16 protein-coding genes, 1 tRNA gene and 2 pseudogenes are annotated in these 16926 nt (G+C 71.3%); 8 read left to right on the top strand and 11 right to left on the bottom strand.

Annotation, left to right across the window (positions count from 1 at the left end):
• Window positions 1–511: 511 nt before the first annotated feature.
• Both ACFV0O_RS28965 and ACFV0O_RS28960 read right to left on the bottom strand, forming a co-directional pair.
• A pseudogene (locus ACFV0O_RS28965) lies at window positions 512–871 on the bottom strand (RNHCP domain-containing protein).
• A gap of 420 nt (window positions 872–1291) precedes the next feature.
• Window positions 1292–2302, bottom strand: a complete 1011-nt coding sequence (locus ACFV0O_RS28960) for a S1C family serine protease (protein ID WP_380346611.1) — start codon at window positions 2300–2302, stop codon at window positions 1292–1294.
• A gap of 166 nt (window positions 2303–2468) precedes the next feature.
• Here ACFV0O_RS28960 and ACFV0O_RS28955 point away from each other — a divergent pair, with 166 nt between their 5' ends.
• The gene (locus ACFV0O_RS28955) at window positions 2469–3542 is read left to right on the top strand and encodes a Clp protease N-terminal domain-containing protein (protein WP_380346610.1); all 1074 of its coding nucleotides are present in this window, start codon (window positions 2469–2471) and stop codon (window positions 3540–3542) included.
• Here ACFV0O_RS28955 and ACFV0O_RS28950 read toward each other — a convergent pair.
• A complete protein-coding gene (locus tag ACFV0O_RS28950) occupies window positions 3527–3796 on the bottom strand; it encodes a hypothetical protein (RefSeq protein ID WP_380346609.1) in 270 nt (89 codons plus the stop codon). The genes ACFV0O_RS28955 and ACFV0O_RS28950 overlap by 16 nt on opposite strands.
• Window positions 3797–3852: 56 nt before the next feature.
• The gene (locus ACFV0O_RS28945) at window positions 3853–4269 is read right to left on the bottom strand and encodes a DUF3592 domain-containing protein (RefSeq protein WP_380346608.1); all 417 of its coding nucleotides are present in this window, start codon (window positions 4267–4269) and stop codon (window positions 3853–3855) included.
• A 198-nt stretch (window positions 4270–4467) separates the two neighbouring features.
• On the opposite strand from ACFV0O_RS28945, the gene ACFV0O_RS28940 reads away from it, so the two are divergent.
• Window positions 4468–5472 (top strand): right-handed parallel beta-helix repeat-containing protein, encoded by a 1005-nt coding sequence (locus ACFV0O_RS28940; protein WP_380346612.1) that lies wholly within the window; start codon window positions 4468–4470, stop codon window positions 5470–5472.
• A gap of 428 nt (window positions 5473–5900) precedes the next feature.
• Here ACFV0O_RS28940 and uppS read toward each other — a convergent pair whose 3' ends face one another.
• From uppS to ACFV0O_RS28925, 3 genes are all read right to left on the bottom strand, one after another.
• The gene (gene uppS, locus ACFV0O_RS28935; RefSeq protein WP_380346607.1) at window positions 5901–6671 is read right to left on the bottom strand and encodes a polyprenyl diphosphate synthase; all 771 of its coding nucleotides are present in this window, start codon (window positions 6669–6671) and stop codon (window positions 5901–5903) included.
• Between the two features lie 163 nt (window positions 6672–6834).
• Window positions 6835–7620: a hypothetical protein gene (locus tag ACFV0O_RS28930; RefSeq protein WP_380346606.1), complete on the bottom strand. Its 786-nt coding sequence runs from the start codon at window positions 7618–7620 to the stop codon at window positions 6835–6837.
• Window positions 7617–7916: a PadR family transcriptional regulator gene (locus tag ACFV0O_RS28925; RefSeq protein WP_380346605.1), complete on the bottom strand. Its 300-nt coding sequence runs from the start codon at window positions 7914–7916 to the stop codon at window positions 7617–7619. Before ACFV0O_RS28925 ends, ACFV0O_RS28930 begins: the two co-directional genes overlap by 4 nt.
• A gap of 83 nt (window positions 7917–7999) precedes the next feature.
• Here ACFV0O_RS28925 and ACFV0O_RS28920 point away from each other — a divergent pair, with 83 nt between their 5' ends.
• From ACFV0O_RS28920 to ACFV0O_RS28900, 5 genes are all read left to right on the top strand, one after another.
• Window positions 8000–9046, top strand: a complete 1047-nt coding sequence (locus ACFV0O_RS28920) for a hypothetical protein (RefSeq protein WP_380346604.1) — start codon at window positions 8000–8002, stop codon at window positions 9044–9046.
• Complete coding sequence (locus tag ACFV0O_RS28915; RefSeq protein WP_380346603.1) at window positions 9043–9822, top strand: polyprenol monophosphomannose synthase; 780 nt, start codon at window positions 9043–9045, stop codon at window positions 9820–9822. Before ACFV0O_RS28920 ends, ACFV0O_RS28915 begins: the two co-directional genes overlap by 4 nt.
• Window positions 9823–11012: 1190 nt before the next feature.
• Window positions 11013–12386: a hypothetical protein gene (locus ACFV0O_RS28910; protein ID WP_380346602.1), complete on the top strand. Its 1374-nt coding sequence runs from the start codon at window positions 11013–11015 to the stop codon at window positions 12384–12386.
• Between the two features lie 88 nt (window positions 12387–12474).
• A tRNA-Gln gene (locus ACFV0O_RS28905) sits at window positions 12475–12547 on the top strand.
• Window positions 12548–12616: 69 nt separating this feature from the next.
• The gene (locus tag ACFV0O_RS28900; RefSeq protein ID WP_380346601.1) at window positions 12617–12862 is read left to right on the top strand and encodes a hypothetical protein; all 246 of its coding nucleotides are present in this window, start codon (window positions 12617–12619) and stop codon (window positions 12860–12862) included.
• A gap of 701 nt (window positions 12863–13563) precedes the next feature.
• Here the strand turns inward: ACFV0O_RS28900 and ACFV0O_RS28895 are convergent.
• The 3 genes and pseudogenes from ACFV0O_RS28895 to ACFV0O_RS28885 all read right to left on the bottom strand — a co-directional run.
• On the bottom strand, window positions 13564–14337 hold the full coding sequence (locus ACFV0O_RS28895; RefSeq protein WP_380346600.1) for a DUF2182 domain-containing protein: 774 nt from the start codon (window positions 14335–14337) through the stop codon (window positions 13564–13566).
• Complete coding sequence (locus tag ACFV0O_RS28890) at window positions 14338–14943, bottom strand: DUF1326 domain-containing protein (RefSeq protein ID WP_380346599.1); 606 nt, start codon at window positions 14941–14943, stop codon at window positions 14338–14340.
• A gap of 41 nt (window positions 14944–14984) precedes the next feature.
• Window positions 14985–15624: pseudogene (locus ACFV0O_RS28885) on the bottom strand (MFS transporter); the annotation flags it as partial.
• Window positions 15625–15820: 196 nt separating this feature from the next.
• On the opposite strand from ACFV0O_RS28885, the gene ACFV0O_RS28880 reads away from it, so the two are divergent.
• Window positions 15821–16258 carry a hypothetical protein gene (locus ACFV0O_RS28880; protein WP_380346598.1) on the top strand — a complete coding sequence of 146 codons (438 nt, stop codon included), beginning with the start codon at window positions 15821–15823 and terminating at the stop codon, window positions 16256–16258.
• Between the two features lie 97 nt (window positions 16259–16355).
• Here the strand turns inward: ACFV0O_RS28880 and ACFV0O_RS28875 are convergent, their stop codons facing one another.
• Complete coding sequence (locus tag ACFV0O_RS28875; protein ID WP_380346597.1) at window positions 16356–16865, bottom strand: helix-turn-helix domain-containing protein; 510 nt, start codon at window positions 16863–16865, stop codon at window positions 16356–16358.
• Window positions 16866–16926: the final 61 nt, after the last annotated feature.

The raw sequence follows: 16926 nt of genomic DNA, 5'->3' as shown, positions 1-16926 counted from the left end.
AGCGAATACACTTGGTTGAGGAGGGATGGTATTTTTTTATTACAGAGCGGATCCGGCCGGGGGGGCCCGTCGGGGGGCCGCGCCCCGGCCGCGACCGGCTCCGCGCGCCCGGCCGACTACCCGCCGAGCAGGACGCGGCCGGCTACCGGCCGAGCAGGACGCGGCCGGCCATCCGGGTGTCCCGGAGGAGCCCGAGGGCGAGCCGGACCGGCGCGAGGACCTTGTCGTCGCCGGCGATCAGCTCGGGGCTCGACTCCGTTCAGGACAGGCCACGGCGGACGACCGGCCGCCCGCCGTCCGGGCGGCCGGCCAGGCAGATCGGGCCGTGGTTGCGGTGGGCGGTGCCAGGCCGTCCGGACGGCAGCCGACGCAGCGGAACCCTCGTACCCGGTGGCCGCCCCGACGGTGCGGGACGTCCTGGTGCCGCTGTCGGCGGCGTTGCGGCCGGCCGTCGCCGGCGCTGTTCGTGCGTCGGGGCATCGACGGGTCCTCCTTCCTCCCGGCAGGCGCGTCAGGAAATGCCGAACGCTTCGAGCGGAGAAGGGCGGTCGGGCAAGCGGCCGGACGGCCGCCCGGATCAGGACGAGCCGGTTGTCGTCCGTGCAGGCCGGCGTGGACGTCAGCGCGTCGCAGCGCACGCCACGCCGGACGACCGTCCGGTCGCCGGTGCGCAGCACGGCGACGGCGATCGGCGACATCCGGCCGTGGCAGTCACCCGGACGGTCACCGACGTGGTCGAGGGCGTGCCGGGACTGCGGGCAGGCTGGGCCGTGGTTGCGCCGCGTGCCGTCGGCGGCGTACGCGGTGACGGCCGAACCGCAGCAGGCGCAGGCGAAGCCGCGGCCGTGACGGTGTGGGAGGTGCCGGACACCCGGGCTGCCCCGTGCCGAGGATGTCTGCGATGACAGCGGAAGCAGGCCGAGTGGCCTCGACCGGAAGGCGGTCGCGGGAACGGTCGTTGCGCGGAGGTGGCCACGAGGACGACGTGGCGAGGCGCACTCGGCGCGGTCCGGAACATCAGGACGCCCTCCCGGTGGGCGCGCGGCCCGAGTCGGCCGGCCGGGAACGTCGCCGGCACACCACGCAGATCGCCCGCGCGCCGGCGGACATCCGCCCGCCCGCACCGGCATCGGGCCGGAGCCCTGCGTCCGCGGAAGGTCCGCCTGCGTTTGACGTCGACGCCCCGGGACCGCGGTCGTCGATGACACCGGGCGCGGCTCCCGGACTGCGGGCCGGTGCGGTGGACGATGCGGCGGGAACCGCGCGGCCCCGACAGCGCGGGACAGAACACCTAGTCGTCGGAGGGCAGTTCCGTCGGGACGGCGATGACGTCGACGAGGGCCCGGCCGCGCAGCACCGTGAGCGCCAGCGGGCTGCCGATCGCGTCGGCCAGCATCAGGTGCTGCAGGGCGCGGGCGCTGCTCATCGGCTCCCCGGCGGCGGTGAGCAGCAGGTCGCCGTCGTGCAGTCCGGCGCGGTCGGCAGGGGAGCCGGGGACCACCTCGACCACCCGCAGGCCGGTGCGCTGTCCGGTGCGGTCGCGCAGGTCGGGCGGCAGCGGGGCGGGCATCCCGGCGAGGCCCAGGTAGGCGCGGCGGATCCGGCCGTCGGTGAGCAGGGTGGCGATGATCTGCCGGCTGGTGGCGTCGATCGGCACGGCCAGGCCGAGCCCGTTCCCGGCCACCGCCGTGGTGATGCCGACGACCTCGCCGTTCGCGGTGACCAGCGCGCCGCCGGAGTTGCCGGGGTTGAGGGCGGCGTCGGTCTGGATGACGTTGTCGATGACGCGCACGGTGCTGCCGGACCGGGCCGGGAGCGAGCGGCCGAGGGCGCTGACCACGCCCGCGGTGACCGTCCCGGCCAGCCCGAGCGGGTTGCCGACGGCCACGACCAACCGGCCGACCTTCAGGGCGGTGGCCTCGCCGAGCCGTACCGGGGTGGGGGTCGGGCCGTCGGCGCGCAGCACGGCCAGGTCGGAGAGCGGATCGGCGCCGATGGTGTGGAACGGGCAGGTGGTCCCGTCGGCGAACGCCAGGGTTCCGGCGTCGGCGTGGCCGACCACGTGGGCGTTGGTGAGCAGGAAGCCGTCGTCGGTGAAGACCACCGCCGAGCCGAGCGCGGTGCTGAACCAGCCGCCCCGGCCGCGTCGTGGCACCTGGAGCGCGGCGACCCGCGGGGTCACCGCGGCGGCCGCGGCCGTGACGATCCGCGAGTAGGCGTCCAGGGCCTCCGGCGCCCCGTCGTCGGGCAGCTGCGTGCCGTCGTCGTGGGCGTGTTCGGGCCCGGGGAGCGTGTCGGCCACGGTGCTCACCCCTTTCGCCGGCGCGGGTTCTGCCGCTCCCAACAACGCCGTGGCGCAGATGCTTCCGCCGTCGGCTCGCGGTGGTGTCGAGGCGTGCGGCCGACTACAAAGGACGGGCAAAGCAAGCGTATGGTGTGGGTAAAGTCACCTGGGCGGGGAGGGCCTGATGGAGACCACGCTGGAAGCGGACTGGCGCACGCTCGACGTCACGGGCGACGGTCGGCTCGGCACGGAGCACCTGCTGGCCGCGGTGGCGGGGGCGAGCGGCCCGGCCGGTGCCGCGCTGACCGCCGCCGGGGTCGCCGAGGGGGACCTGCGGGCCCTGCTGCGCGAGCGCGCCCGCGGGCACGGCGCGGGCTGGGGCGCGGACGACGGGGCGGAGAGCGGGGTGCCCGCCCGGGAGGTCCTCGGCTCGACCGGGGCCCCGGACCTCGTCCTGACCGGCGCCGCCGCCCGCGTGCTGTCCGCCGCGGTGGCGCAGGTGCGGCGCGACGGCGGGCGGAAGCTCACGGCCGAGCACGTCCTGCGCGCCCTGCTCGCCGACGACCGCACCAGGGCCGCCGAACTGCTGCGCGCGGCGGGCGTCGTACCGTCGGCGGTCCGGGAGCGGCTGGACGGCGTGGCCGACGGCCTCGATCCGCTGCTGCTCCCCACCCGGGACGCGCTGCTCGGCCGCCGGTCGCACCGGCTCCCGCGCTGGCGGCGGATGGTGCGGTCCGGCGCGGCCGGACCGGCGGCGTCCTCCGCGGACTGGATCCGGCGGGAGACGGACGACCAGGCCCGGCGCCTCGGCCGCCGCACGCCCGGTACGGAACACGTCCTGCTCGCCGTCCTGGCCGTCCACGAGGTCCTGGGGCACGAGCCGCAGCCGGACGTGGACGACACCGGGGGAGAGCTGCTGGCCTGGCTCGGTTTCGACTACGCCCGGGTCCGGGCGGCCGTCACCGCGGGGACGGTCGCGCTCCCGGCCGACCCGCGTTCCGTCGAGACCTACCTGGCCGGCGCGGCCCCCGGCCCGCTGGTGCGGGTGCTCCTCGACGAGGACACCCGGGCCCGGCGGCTGGCCGAGGCGCTGCGCGCAGGCGGCGTCGGGGCGGACGTGGTGGGGGCGGCTGTGGCGGGGGCCGACGGCCGGACCGCGGGCGGCCGGACCGGGGGCGGAGTGACCCGCCCCGCCGGGTGGCAGGACGGGTGGCAGGACGGACCCGGGCGGTGGCCGGAGGGTCAGCGCGTGGTGTAGCCGCCGTCGGCGAAGCGGGTCCGGCCGGTGATCCACCCGCCGTCGGTGGCCGGGAAGGTGACGATCGGCGCGATGTCCTCGGGCCGGTCCCCGCACCAGTAGCCGGTCCGGCTGCGCCTCGAACGCGCCGGCCGCGCCCTGCTCACCGCCCTGCTCACCGCCCTGCTCGCCACCGGCACCCCGATCGCGGTGATCGCCCGGCTGTGCGGCTCCGCCGGCCAGGGCAACCTCGCCCGGACCGTGCGCCTGCACACCGGCCTCACCCCGGCGGGGCTCCGCGCGGGCCGGGAGCGCCGAGGCGCCGAGCGGGTCAGAGCAGCGTCACCGCCAGGCCGACCGCGCCCAGCACCGCCAGCACGCCGAGCGCGAGGAACCCGTACTCCAAGCCCGCCCGCTCCCGCCCGTCCACCAGCACCTGCCGGGGATCGGCGGGGTCGTAGCGGACCGGTACGTAGCGGCCGTCCGGCAGTGGGTGGCGGGCGGTGGACGGGACGGGCGAGAAGACCTCGACCACCCGGCCGTCCGCGGTCTCGAACTGCAGCAGCGGACGCGGCGGCGGGGCGTGGTCCTCGGGCCGCCGGGCGCGGGCCCGCACCAGCGCCGACGCGGGGACGCCGACCCGGCGCAGGCGGCGCAGTTCGCGCAGCCCGACCACCCCGGCGAGATAGGCGACCACGCCGCCCAGCGCGCCGAACACCACCACGGCGAACCCGGCCGTGCCGCCCACCGCGCCTCCCTGACCGAAGGGTTCCCCCTGCCGCCCAGTATCGCCCACCGCAGGCGCTCTTGACGCTCCGGAATGGTCCAGTCCACTGTGATCGACGGCATGTTCCTGCCACTCTCGACCGCGTAGGGAGCACCGTCCGTGAACCCGCAGTCCGTGAACCCGCAGTCCGTGAAGCCGCAGTCCGTGAACCCGCAGCCCATGAATCCGCAGTCCGCCGGCCCGAAGCCCCGCCTCCTCCCGGGCGCCGCCCTCGCCGCCCTCACCGCGCTCGTCCTCGGCGGCGTCCCCGTCGCGACGGCCGCCCCCGCCGCCCCGGCCGGGACCGTCGTCAAGGTCGCCACCGCCAAGCAGCTCCAGGCGGCGCTCGCCGCCGCCGTACCCGGCCGGACCATCCAGCTCGCCGACGGCACCTACTCCGGTACCTTCAGGGCCACCGTGCCCGGCACCGCCGCCGCCCGGATCACCCTCACCGGATCGGCCAGGGCCGTGCTCACCACCCCGACCGGCGGCGGCTACGGCCTCCACCTCGACGGCGCGAGCTACTGGACCGTCCACGGCCTGACCGTCACCGGCGCCCAGAAGGGCATCATGGCGGACGCCGCGAACTACGTGGTGATCGACGACGTGACGGTCCACCACACCACCATGGAGGGCGTGCACTTCCGCAACTCCAGCGCCCACGGCACGTTGCGCGGCTCGCGCATCCACGACACCGGACTGGCCCGGGACGGCCTGGGCGAGGGCGTCTACGTCGGCACCGCCAACACGCTCGCCGACCGCAGCGACCACGTGCAGATCGTCGGCAACACCTTCGGCCCGAACATCGGCGCGGAGAACGTCGACCTCAAGGAGGGCACCACCGGCGGCCTGGTCTCCGGCAACTCCTTCGACGGCGACGGCCTCACCGGCCGCAACCACGACGACTCCTGGGTCGACGTGAAGGGCAACGACTACGTCATCGAGGACAACACCGGCCGGCGCACCACCGACGACGGCTACCAGACCCACAGCGTCCGGCCGGGCTGGGGCTGCGGCACGGTGTTCCGGGGCAACCGCTCCGACCTCACCGGCGCCACCGGGCCGGACCGCTACGCGATCGACGTGACGAACCACGACGCGGCGACGTGCCCGGTGACGATCGGCGCGGGAAACACCGTCACCGGGGGCCGGGGCCTGGTGAACCCCGGCATCCCCGTCGGCTGACCGCTGCGACTCGCCGCTCCGGTTCGCCGTTACAGGTCGCCGAGCGGCACGTTCGGATCGGCCAGCGCCTTGGCGTCCACCACCCGGCTTTCCCGCCCGAATGTCCGATCTATCGATCACTGCATGGGTTCAATGGTTGCTCGGCGTGATCGCGGATTCTGGCTGGTGGGTTCGCATTTGACGCTTCTGCCGTTGGTCAAGTGCGCGCCGAAAGGTCCAGCGGCTGCCCAAGAGCCGGATGAGCCGGGCGATGATGAGCCAACATCGCAGCCGGCTGTGGGTCGCGGCACGCGCTGCGGGTCTGCCGGTAGCGGATTCGGATCCGGTCGTACAGCGCAGGGGGTGGCGCCGTTGGAAATGGGGCAAGGCGGCCGTGGATCTTCCGGCCTGGGGTCTGACGAGTGGTCGGTAGGTGCTGGTGCCCTGTCTCAGTGGCCGTAGCGCCGCTCCCTGGTGGCGAAGCTGCGAATGGCGCGCAGGAAGTCGATTTCGCGGAATGCGGGCCAGTGGGCCTCGCAGAAGTACAGCTCCGAGTAGGCGCTTTGCCAGAGGAGGAAGTTCGACAGGCGTTGTTCGCCGCTGGTGCGGATGACCAGGTCGGGGTCGGGCTGGCCGGCGGTATACAGGTAGGGGGCGACGTCGTCGACGCTCAGGGTGTCGGCGAGTTCGGTCAGCGACTCGCCGGACCCGGCCCGTGCGTACATCAGCTCGCGGAGCGCCTCGATGACCTCCTGCCGGCCGCCGTAGCCGACGGCCAGGGTGACGTGGGCTCCGGTGGTGCAGGTGCGGGTGGCCTCGACCGCTTCCTTGAGGGCGTGGGTGGTGCTGTCGGGGAGGGTGTCGATCAGGCCGGCGAGGTGGACCTGCCAGCCGGCGTCCGGCTTGGTGAGTCGGCCGGCCACCACCTGTTCGATCAGCTGCATCAGGAAGGCGACCTCGGTGTCGCCGCGGCGCTGGAGGTTCTCGGTCGAGCAGAGGAAGACGGTGACGTGCTTGATTCCCAGGGCTTCGCACCAGGACAGCACTTCCTCGACGTGTTCGGCGCCTGCTTTGTGGCCGAGGCTGAGGTTGGCCATGCCCATCTGCCGGGCCCAGCGGCGGTTGCCGTCCACGATCAGGCCGACGTGCCTGGGCAGTGGTCCTGCCATGACGTGGCGGCGCAGGCGGTGGGTGTAGAAAGAGCGGAGTGGGTCGGGCATGGGAGCCGTCCAAAGGGTTTGGAACGCCCGGCAGTTCGGGCAGGGGCGGGTTTGCCGAATCACCAGAGGCTGTTGGGAGGGCATTCGCGGGATGGGGCAAGGACGGACAGGCCGAGGCGGCGGCCGGCCGCCCGACCGCGGGAGTTCGCGCGGGTACTGCGAGTCAGCCGGTTGTCGGCAGCTCGCGCAGGTCGCGCAGGGTGCCCGTGCATGCCGCCGTCAGCAGCAGCAGGCCCGCGCCGACGGTGACGCCGAGCACATGGAAACCGCCGCCGGCCACGGAAACGCCGAGGATGGTCGCACCACCGGTCGCACTGGCGGCGGCCAGCGTCCAGACACCGAGGCGGAGCCGTCCGCCGTGCGGCGGTACGACCGCATCCGCGCCGACACCGGTGAAGATCCGGGGGATCTGGATCGCCCCCAGGCCCAGGGCGGTCCACCAGCCGGCGAGCACGGCGGTGCGCAGAGTGGGCGGTGAGGCCGCCGCGTCGATGCCGTGCACCAGGACCACCACGCTCGCGCCGAGCACCGTCGGCACGGCGAGGCGCCGAACTGCCCATCGCAGCAGCGTGGCCGTGGCGCCCAGGGTCGGCCGGGGCCTGGGCGCGACGAGCGCGATCCCGAGTAGCAGCAGGGTGGTGCAGCCGTGCATGATCCCGTTGCGGACGCCGTCGGCGGGCAGCGGGCCGCCCTGCTCGGCCACCAGATGGCTGAGGAACCAGGCGGCGAGCGCGACTGTGATGCCCATGGTCGCCACCCGCCGTTGCCGCTGGGCCGGGGAGTCGGCGGGCCAGAGCGCCGGGTGCAGCCACATGTCGGCGATGCCGGCGATCAGATTGGGCCACGACTTCCAGCCCACGCCCTGGGCTTCCTCCTCCACCATGGCGCCCCAGCGCTCGCGGAAGGCGTCCGGGTAGAGCCTGACCAGGTTCCGGGCGACGACGCTCACGCGGGGTTCACCCCCAGGCGCCGCAGCCCGGCGGTCGCCACTCGGGCCATGGTGCGCAGTTCGCGTTCCAGTACGTCCCGGCCCTGGGGTGTCAGCCGGACCGGGCGCTGGCGCCCCTGCCCGTCGAGCGGCTCGATCAGTTGCTTGGACTCCAGTCGGGTCAGCGCCCCGTACAGGCTGCCGGGGCCGAGGCGTTCCCCGGTCAGTTCCTCGATCGCCGCGTTGATGGCGTATCCGTGCAGCGGTCCGTCGGCCAGGGCGCAGAGCACCAGCGTCTGGGCATCGTTGGCTTGCATGCCGTCCCTTCGTTCTGACGCCGCACCATACTACGCGTCATGAAGTACGCGCCACGTAGTACGCGGCATGTACTATCGCCGCCATGCATGAGAACGTGACGCACCCTCATATCGCGGTCCCGGTCCTGTCGGTCGGGCACCGCGCTCGCCCGGTCACAGCCACAGCGCTGTGGACCTCCGTCGCAGGCGCCGGTGTCTTCACGGCGTTCGCCTACGTCACAACGCAGGTGCGCGTCGTGCGGGCGGGAAGTCCCTGGCAGGGCGATCCGTACGACGTGGTTGTGACCTTCACGATCTTCTTCGTCCCGATGCTCGGCGCTCTCGGCCCGGTGCGGGCGCTGTTGTGCCGCCGCGACGAACCGGTGCCGCTGTACAGGGTCGAGCAGATCCTGCGGGCCGCACTGGTCTGCACACTGCTCGTCGCGGCAACGGTCGCCACCGACTGGGTGGCCGTGGCCGCCCGCGCGGACGGCGAACTCTGGAACGGTGGTACGCCTTGGCTGATCGGCTCGCTGGTGCCGCTCACGGGAGTCGTGGTCGCGGGCCTTCTGCTGCATCGGCGTGCGGTCCGACTGCTGCCGAGGACGTCAGGCGGGAGCCGGCGCCGGGTGGGCGGGGACTGGCTCGGAGATGTCGTGCCCCTGGTGAACGCACTCGCGCGCCACTCGAGCGCGGCGCGCGGACTCGCCGCCCGACGGGGCCTCGGCGACGCGGTCGACTTCATCCGCCACCACTTCACCGTGTTCGCTGCGGCGGCCGCCCTCGGTGCGGGCCTGCTGGTCGCCACGGGGCTTGCGGTGGGCGAGGGTTGGCAAGGGTCACTGCTCTTCGCCGTCGAGACCACCGTGTTCGCGGGCGGCACCTTCGCCTTCCTGGAGGTCTGCAACAGCGTCCTTCGACTCACTGCACCGCGCACCGTGTCGGGAGCGCGACGAGCTGCCCGGATCGGTGCCACCGCGGGGGCAGCAGTCCTGCCGCTCTCACTGGCGCTGCGGGATGCGGTGTGGCGCGCCCTGGGGCTCGGCGGCCAGGTCGACTCCATTGGACGGTGGGCGGTCGTCACACTCGCCGGCGCGCTGCTGACGGGCGCGATCGCCTTCGGTGTGGCGATGATCGGAACCACGCAGTGACGACGGAACGCAGTTTCCCGAAGGTCACGGTCGTTGTCCCCACCTACAACGAGCGGGACAACCTGCCCCGGCTCGTCGGCAGGCTCACGGCCCTGCGACTGCCGGACCTGCATGTCCTCGTGGTCGACGACAACTCCCCGGACGGCACCGGTGACGTCGCCGACAAGCTGGCACTCGAATCACCGGAGGCCGTCGCGGTACTGCACCGCACCGATAAGGACGGGCTGGGTCGCGCCTACATCGCCGGCATAACCCGTGCGCTCGACGAGGGTGCCGACATCGTGATCCAGATGGACGCCGACCTCTCCCACCCGGCGGAGGCCGTTCCCGCGATGGTGGACGCGCTGTCCAGCACGGACGCAGCAGCGGTGATCGGGTCCCGTTACGTGCCGGGCGGCTCGGTCGCCACAGAATGGCCTTGGCGCCGCAGGGCGTTGTCCGCGTGGGCGAACCTCTACGTCAACGCCATCCTGCGGCTGAAGGTGAAGGACGCGACGGCCGGCTTCAAAGCGTGGCGAGCGGAGACCCTTCGGAAGATCGACGTCCATTCGATACGGAGCAACGGCTACTCGTTCCAGGTCGAGATGAATCACCGGACGGTCAGTCAGGGCATGCGGATCGCCGAAATACCGATCCGATTCGAGGAGCGGAGCGCCGGCATTTCGAAGATCGGCCTTGCGGTGCAGATCGAATCCGCTCTCATGCCATGGAAGCTGTTGTTTGACAGGCGTGCTGACGGCACTGGCCGCCGGTGGTGGCCGGCCACCTGGAGATGATCCTGATCCGAGACAGCGGATACCTCCCTCGTGCGTCAACGGTGCACCATGGTCGGAAGGGAGTTGGCGCTCACTCCGTGTCGGGGAGGTGAGTGGTAGGAGGCGCTCTGAGGGAGTCGAACAGGGCTACAGGCGGGGCATGACGCAAGTCACTGTCGAACTCTCCCCTCGGTCGATGCCTCTCACATGTCTCTCACGGATTGGACGTCATGAGGCGGCATCAAGCGTCATGCGGCTTGGACGAGATGGGCCCTGACCTGCGTGCTTCGGACTGGTAAACATCAGTCGGACTCCCTTTCGGCCGCTGGGGGTCAAGGGGTCGCAGGTTCAAATCCTGTCGTCCCGACAGGGGTTCATCCCATTGTCGCAGGTCAGAGGCCGTTTTCTCGTTCGCGAGGAAGCGGCCTTCGGCGTGGTCCGAGACCTGCCTCTCACATTCGTCTCACGGTTTTCACGGCTCGACGGCAGGGCTGGGGACTGCTCGGCAGGGCTGGGGACTGCTCGGCGCCCGCGCCGTGACTGAATACCCTATTTATCGTTTGTGTCTGATTTGTCGATCACTGCAATGGGTTGGACGATTGCTCCCCGCGATCGGCGATCCTGGCCGGCGGGTTCGCACTTGACGCATCTGCCATCGATCAAGTGCATGTCGGCAGGTCCAGCAGGTGCCCAATCGCCGGGCGGTTTGGGCGGCGATGAAGACTGCCGCAGCTGTCTTCATCGAAGGGGCGGCGCTCCTGGCGCGGCGTCAGATGCCGGTCACGCAAAACGCGTAGTCCTCGGCGTGTGACGGGTGCCCTGGCCGGGGCGTGTCGGTGACTGACCGTCAGTCGAGTACGGAAAGGCCTCCAGGCCGCTTTTGCCCGTCAGCGAGAGAGCGTTTCCGGCCTGCGGGGGCGGCCCTGGCGGTAGGAACAGGTGGACTCATGGGCTTTGGGCATGGCGGGGGAGCTTAGCGGTCATCAGTACGCACCTCTGACAACGCCTTCTGGCCCCTGAAGCCGCGTACGTCCGGCCCGGCGGAACGTTCAGGGTGCCGAGGGTTCAGGGCGCTGCCACCAGCGGCGCTTGGGAGCGGACATTGCTCACCGGCCCGTGCCCTGCGGCACCGTGGGCAGCGGTCCTCCGTCTCAGGCCTCGGACCGGATAATGGGTGGAGGTTCGATGTCGGTGATGACAGGGTGAGGCGCATGCCGTCGCCTGCCGTTGAACAGCTGCTCAGTGAGCTGCACGCCTCTCTGAAACTGCGCAAGCGTCCGGAGGACGTGGCCCAGCTCATCCAGGACCTGTACGCGGCGCAGGGAACTCACCTCGACCCGGCCACCGAGGCAGCTCTCACCAAAGCCACCGAGCACTCACTGCGCAAGCTGTGGCACGGCTACACGTCCATGCTGGAGGGCTTCGCCCGGCCTGTCGGCGCACAGCGGCAGCTCACCCGCGCGGCAAGCCTGTTCACGAACGTGCCGGACCTCCAGGACGGCGCCGGGGATGATCCCGAGCAGATCGAGGCGGTGATCCGCCGCGCGGGGGAGGAGATCCGCCGCGCCTATGGGCACAACGACTTCGGCAGGGACCGGCTCGACCGGGCTGAGCGCGCCGAGGCCGGACTGGGCGAGCTGTCCAAGCGCCAGTACAACAAGCGCTTCCGGCTGTTGTGCCGGATGGAGGCCAAGCTGGCGCGGTTCATCCACGAGCAGCGCCGTCGCGAGGTCACCATCACCGGGAAGGGCGCATTCGCCCACAAACTGCCGTACGAGCTGTTCGCCGTGGACCCGGACACCGCAGCCTTCGTCGCGTACGTCACCGCACGGAGCCATATGCGGAGCATCTTCACCAACGGGAAGCAGAGGCAGGTGTACGACGAAGTCGCTGACGCCCTGTACAAGCGACTGCTGGCACAGCCGGATCAGACCCGTTGGTACGCGGTCGCGCATGTGCATCCGACGGCCGAAGTACTCGAGAGATTGTCCGACGAGGACCTCACTGAGCTGCTGGCACAGTGGACCCGTTTTCTACGGGAGGTGGCCGAGTTGCTGGAGGATGCCTGGGAGCGCTGCCCTCTGGAGCGCGACACCATGATCGTGCGCCGGGGCAACGACTCGTCGACCTGGAACCAGGCCGCGCAGGCGTGGAACACAGCGCGGGCGCACTGGTTGGCGCTGCTGACCGAGCTTGGTCGGGTGGAGGTCCTGGACCGGATCTGCCCCGGCAAGGTGCCCCGCCTGATGGCGGCCGATGTGGCGTACTGGCACCGCATGAGCGGTGGCGGGCTGCATCCGGACACCTGTGTCTGGGCGGAGCTGCCGCTGCCCTGGGAAGTGCTGCGGGGTGAGAAGGAGTGCCCGCGTTCGCTGGTCGAGGCAGCCTGCGCCCGACATGGCGTGGACCCGGTGGCCGGCGCCTGGACCGCCCCCAGGCCGGCAGCCAAGGCCATCGCCTTCCGTCGGACGCCCGAGCTTGTGCATGGGGTTGCCGTCACCGATCCCCTTATGGCGAGCGCCCTCCGGTCGGCTGGGATCTTCTCGGGCAAAGGAAAGCGCGCCGCCGCTCAGGAGTGGCTGTAGTGCCGGTACGGCCGCCCGCGCCCACTGTTTTGCGTTGCGCGACAAACCAGTTGACCCGCGCGTTGGCGCCCGCAATGATCAACTCGGCGGCGAGGAAGCTCTGCGGAGGAGCGCCCGGCTCTGATCCCGGGTGGACGCAGGTTCGAATCCTGCCCTCGTCGCCGTCTTGATCCTCGCCGGAGCCGCTACGAATGTGGCGAGCTGATCGAGCACAAGGAACTGTCGGCCTGATGAACACTCCCGATCCGCTGACCGACGAATACCTCGCCGATATCGAGGATCGCGCTGACGCCGCGACCCCAGGTCCCCCCGGCACCTTCACCTGCGAGATCCCAGCCGGCCCCGCGACCACCTCCGGCTCGTCGCTCGCCTCGTCAGCCGGAGCGGTCGTCGCCGACGAGGCACCGGAGGCGGAGAAGCTCGGAACGGTCTCGACCAACTGCAGTGTCAGCAGGTCCGGCCCGAAGACGCGGTAGCGCACCAGGTCCACGCGGTGATCCCGCTGGTAGAGGGAAGCGGCAACACGGTCATGGCGAGAGAACTCGCCGGCGACGCAGATCACCCGGGGCCGCCTCCAGTCAACGGCCTCCGCAACGTCGGCGCCCAGTCGTCTGCGCACCAGAGCCTCGAACTCGTGCCGGTGCGCCAGCAACCAGACCAGGTAGGACCCCGCCTGGGCGATCACCCCGGCATCACGCCCGCGCTCGATGACCACCGGCACGCCGTCCTCGTCCAGGCCCAGCGTGTCGATCCGTCCCTGATGCCACGGCCCCGTCGAGTACTCCGACGCCAGGAACCGCACCCCCAGCATCGGCTCCGGGGCCCCCTCGACCCGCCGGTGCAGCTCCCGCTCCCGCGCCACCGTCGAACCCCGCAGCTCGACATCCCGGCCATCAGCACCCCGCTGGAACACCTTCAGATCGGCCACCCACGCCCCCTTCGCACGACCGTACCCAGAGGCCGATCGAGAAGGGGATCACAGTATTCCTCTCTGGCCCCGACTTCTTGGGTGGATATTCGAAGCTCGGCACTGGTGCCCTGAGAACCGGTCAGGGTCTGCTTCGCGGACTCCGTGCGCAGGCTGTTCAGCAGTTCAGAAGGGGGCCGCGCCAATCGTCAGCGGGCTGCGCGAGAAGAGCACGCCGGATGATGGTTCTTTCTTCCGCCGGAGCTCTGCTCACATGGGCATCGTCGGCGGCACGTGCAATCCCGGGACCAGGCTCGGGTGCCAGGGCACGAAGCAGGCATAGCCGATCAAGGCGGCGCCCAGGACGAGGCTGAACGCCCTGCCGTGGCGCCAGGTCTTCTCCAGAAACACGGCCACGGCCAGACCGGCCATCCAGGCGAGGTTCATGACGCCGACCAGGATCAGGACGACCATCAGGCCCCAACAGCAGCCGACGCAATAACCGCCGTGATAGAGGCCGACACGCAGGTCACGCAGTCGCCCGGAGTAGCCGCCGAAGTGCATGAGGAATCCGATGGGGGATCGACAGTGGCTCAGGCAGCGGTCCTTGAGCGGGGTGACCTGGTACAGGCCGGCCCCCACCAGCAGCAGGGCGCCGACCCAGGGCGCGAGGCTCGGCGCCCGGGCGGCGAGTTCGCCGCCCGCCCACGCCACGCCGAACGCGGCCAGCCCGAAGACCTCCCACGCGCACAGGTAGCCGACGACCAGACCGGTGCTGCGGCCCGCGCGCGTCCAACCCGTCGCGTGGGCGCGCAGAGTCCGTAGATAGAGCGAGACGACGGGGGTGACGGCGGGGAGCATCATCGCGGCCATCATCAGCCCCCACAGGGCCAGGAATCCCCACAGGCCGCGCCCCATCGTGCCCGGCCCGGGCGTCATGCCCGCCGAGCTGCGGGCAGTCAGGACCCAGGCCAGTGCCGCCGCAGCCAGCAGCGCCGCCCAGCTCGCCGGGACGACGGCCCGCCGAGCAAACGGTGGAGGCATTCAGGCCGCCCAGGAGAACGGTGCCGAGAAGGCGTTCTTCCCTTCGTTTCCGAACTCAAGGCCGAAGGCGCTCACCCGCGACCTCGTCGCGACTCCGGCCGCGAGGGTGTCTGCGGGGAATCCCACCCCGCTGACCCTTACGCCCTTGCCGGTCGCGTCGAGAGGGGAGACGAAGTCTTCGACCTCGATGTCGATCGCGTCGCCGATCCTCACGCGGTGGCTCCGGCCGTCTTCGACGTAGTCGATCCGGGCGACCTCCAGCCCGAGCATCTCGCCGACCAGTGGTCCGAGAGCCTCCATCGGGCCGCCGCGCTGACCGGAGAAGACCGCCCCGAGCGCTTCGGCCTGTTCCGGCGAGGCGGCCTTGTCCATGATCACGCCCATCCGCCAGTTGCCCTCGCTCATGAGCGGCGGGGTATCGGCCACCACGGCGACCGTCAGGCCGCTGACGTCGACCTCGTCGACCTCGCCGGAGCCGACGTGGAAGGCCAGGAAGACCCGACAACGGTCGTAGTCCGCCGGAGCCGTGAGGCCGGAGGTGGAGCAGGGACAGACCATGTTGCAGTTGCAGTTCTCGAAATAGGTTCCCTCGATACGCCATGCCATCGGAAGCTCCCTTCCTGGGGCTGCGGCACACGTCCGGTGTTCTATTCTCCGCCCCCGAGGATCACCGGGCAACGCCCGGACGGTTGGGTTGACGGCGGGCGGTGGCAAGCAGTATCGCAACTGTGACTTAATGTGACGGCGTCCCAGTCCGCGTGGAGAAGTCCAGGAACAGTAGGTCGAAGCTGGCGTGTGCGCCAGGTCGCCCGCGGCCTCGGTCGAGCCGTCGACGCGACGGCGGCCGCGACCACGGCGATGACGGCCAAGGTGGCGAAGAGTGCTGGGTATCCGCCGAGGAACGGGACGAGTGCGGACGTGCCCCCAGGGGGCCAGGGCGCCGGCGATGGTGGCTGGGGCGGCGAGTAGCGCGCTGAGGCGGCCGTACGAGGCTGTGCCCCAGCGGTCGGTGACGGCGGTGGCCTGAAGCAGGGTGAGGTTGCCGCGGATGGTGCCTGCCAGGATCGCGAGGGCCATGAGGAGCGCGGTCGGGCCGGGGATGACTGCGAGGAGCGCGGTCGTGGCTCCGCCGGCGCTGATGAGGGCGACCGTTCGGGTGGTGACGCTGGTGTGGCGGGCGAGTTCGGCGTAGAGGGTTCGTCCGAGGGTCTGGCCGAGGCCGCCGAGCCCGAGTGCCCAGGCGGCGGTGGTAGAACTGACGCCGCGCTCCAGGAGGAGCGGGATCAGGTCTGGACCTCGCCGTAGCGGTCGGAGTTCGCGGAGCTCATCCACTCCTCGCGGGCTCGGGTAATGTCGTCGTGGAACCGCCCGATGAAGTTCCACCACATACCACGTGATTTGCGTTTCTTCCCAGGTCAGAGGTGTGGCGGACCATCTGCGCTCAGCAGAACGTCAGCATCGGACGGGATGGAGACCGCAGACGATGGCCCTCAGGACCCTGGCCCGCGGCATGGGCACCTTCTTCAAGACCTGTGAGCACCCGCAGTCGCGGTGGTCGAAGTGTCCGCACACTTACGTGATCCGGTTCCGCAACGCCTCCGGGCGGCAGACCGAGGAGTCCGGCTTCGCCACCCAGGACAAGGCGATCGACCGACTCACCGAGATCTACCGGGCCAAGCGCGAGAAACCCTGGGGCCAGAGCAAGGCCGAGCGCAACCGCAAGTACGGCGCGATGGACTTCGGCGCCTACGCCGAAGAGTGGAAGGCCGGCCAGCGCTCGCTCGCCCCGGCTTCGCTGCGGCACCTCGAATCCCTGCTGGAGCACCACCTCTACCCCGCCTTCCACAGCCGCCGGATGGCCACCTTCGACCACAAGGTCGTCGACACCTCGTGCCCGTCCGCGATCCGCAGTCCGCCGTAGACCCAGATCTTCTCCGGTCCGCGGGAGTAGTCCAGTTCCGCCTTGATGCGGTGTCCGTCCGGCGACCAGCCCGGTGCCGGCGGGAAGGTGCGCGGGATCACCGGCCCGAGCTCGTCGGCGCATACGGCCGTCGCGCCGTCGGGCGGGCTGGTGTACAGGCCGATGATCCGCGTCCTTTTCCCTCGAAGTCCACATCCTTCGAACGCGTCCAGGAGCGGGTGCGGCGCCGGCGCACCCCCTCGGAGAGCAGGATCCGCCGCACCTGGGAGCGCCCGACCGCGATCCCGAGCCGCGCGGCCTCGCCCGCCAGCGCGTCCAGCGTCCACTCGGGCGGGCCCGTCTCGTCGGCAGGGGCGAGTTCCCCGTCCTCCTGTCGGACCGGCCGGCCTGGCGGCGCCTGCTTGACCAGCGCGGTGATCCGCGACCGCTCGAACTCGATGAGACGGCGCGGCCGACCGGTGATCGGCCGGTCCTCCAACCCCTCCGGGCCGAGCTCGTTGAAGCGGTGCAGCCACCGCCGCACCGTCTTCGCATGGCAACCCAGATCCGCCGCGATCCCCGCGACCCGCAGACCGGCCCGGCTCAGTGCGACGATCCGCGCCCGCATCACCAGATCCGCCGCGATCCCCGCGACCCGGCGAGCCTGGCGATCACCCTCTCCTCGTCCG

It is taken from the genome of Kitasatospora sp. NPDC059577 (assembly GCF_042735475.1).
Lineage (GTDB): Bacteria > Actinomycetota > Actinomycetes > Streptomycetales > Streptomycetaceae > Kitasatospora.
The sequence above is the reverse complement of the archived record's forward strand: the minus strand, read 5'-3'. Positions and strand labels throughout refer to the sequence as shown.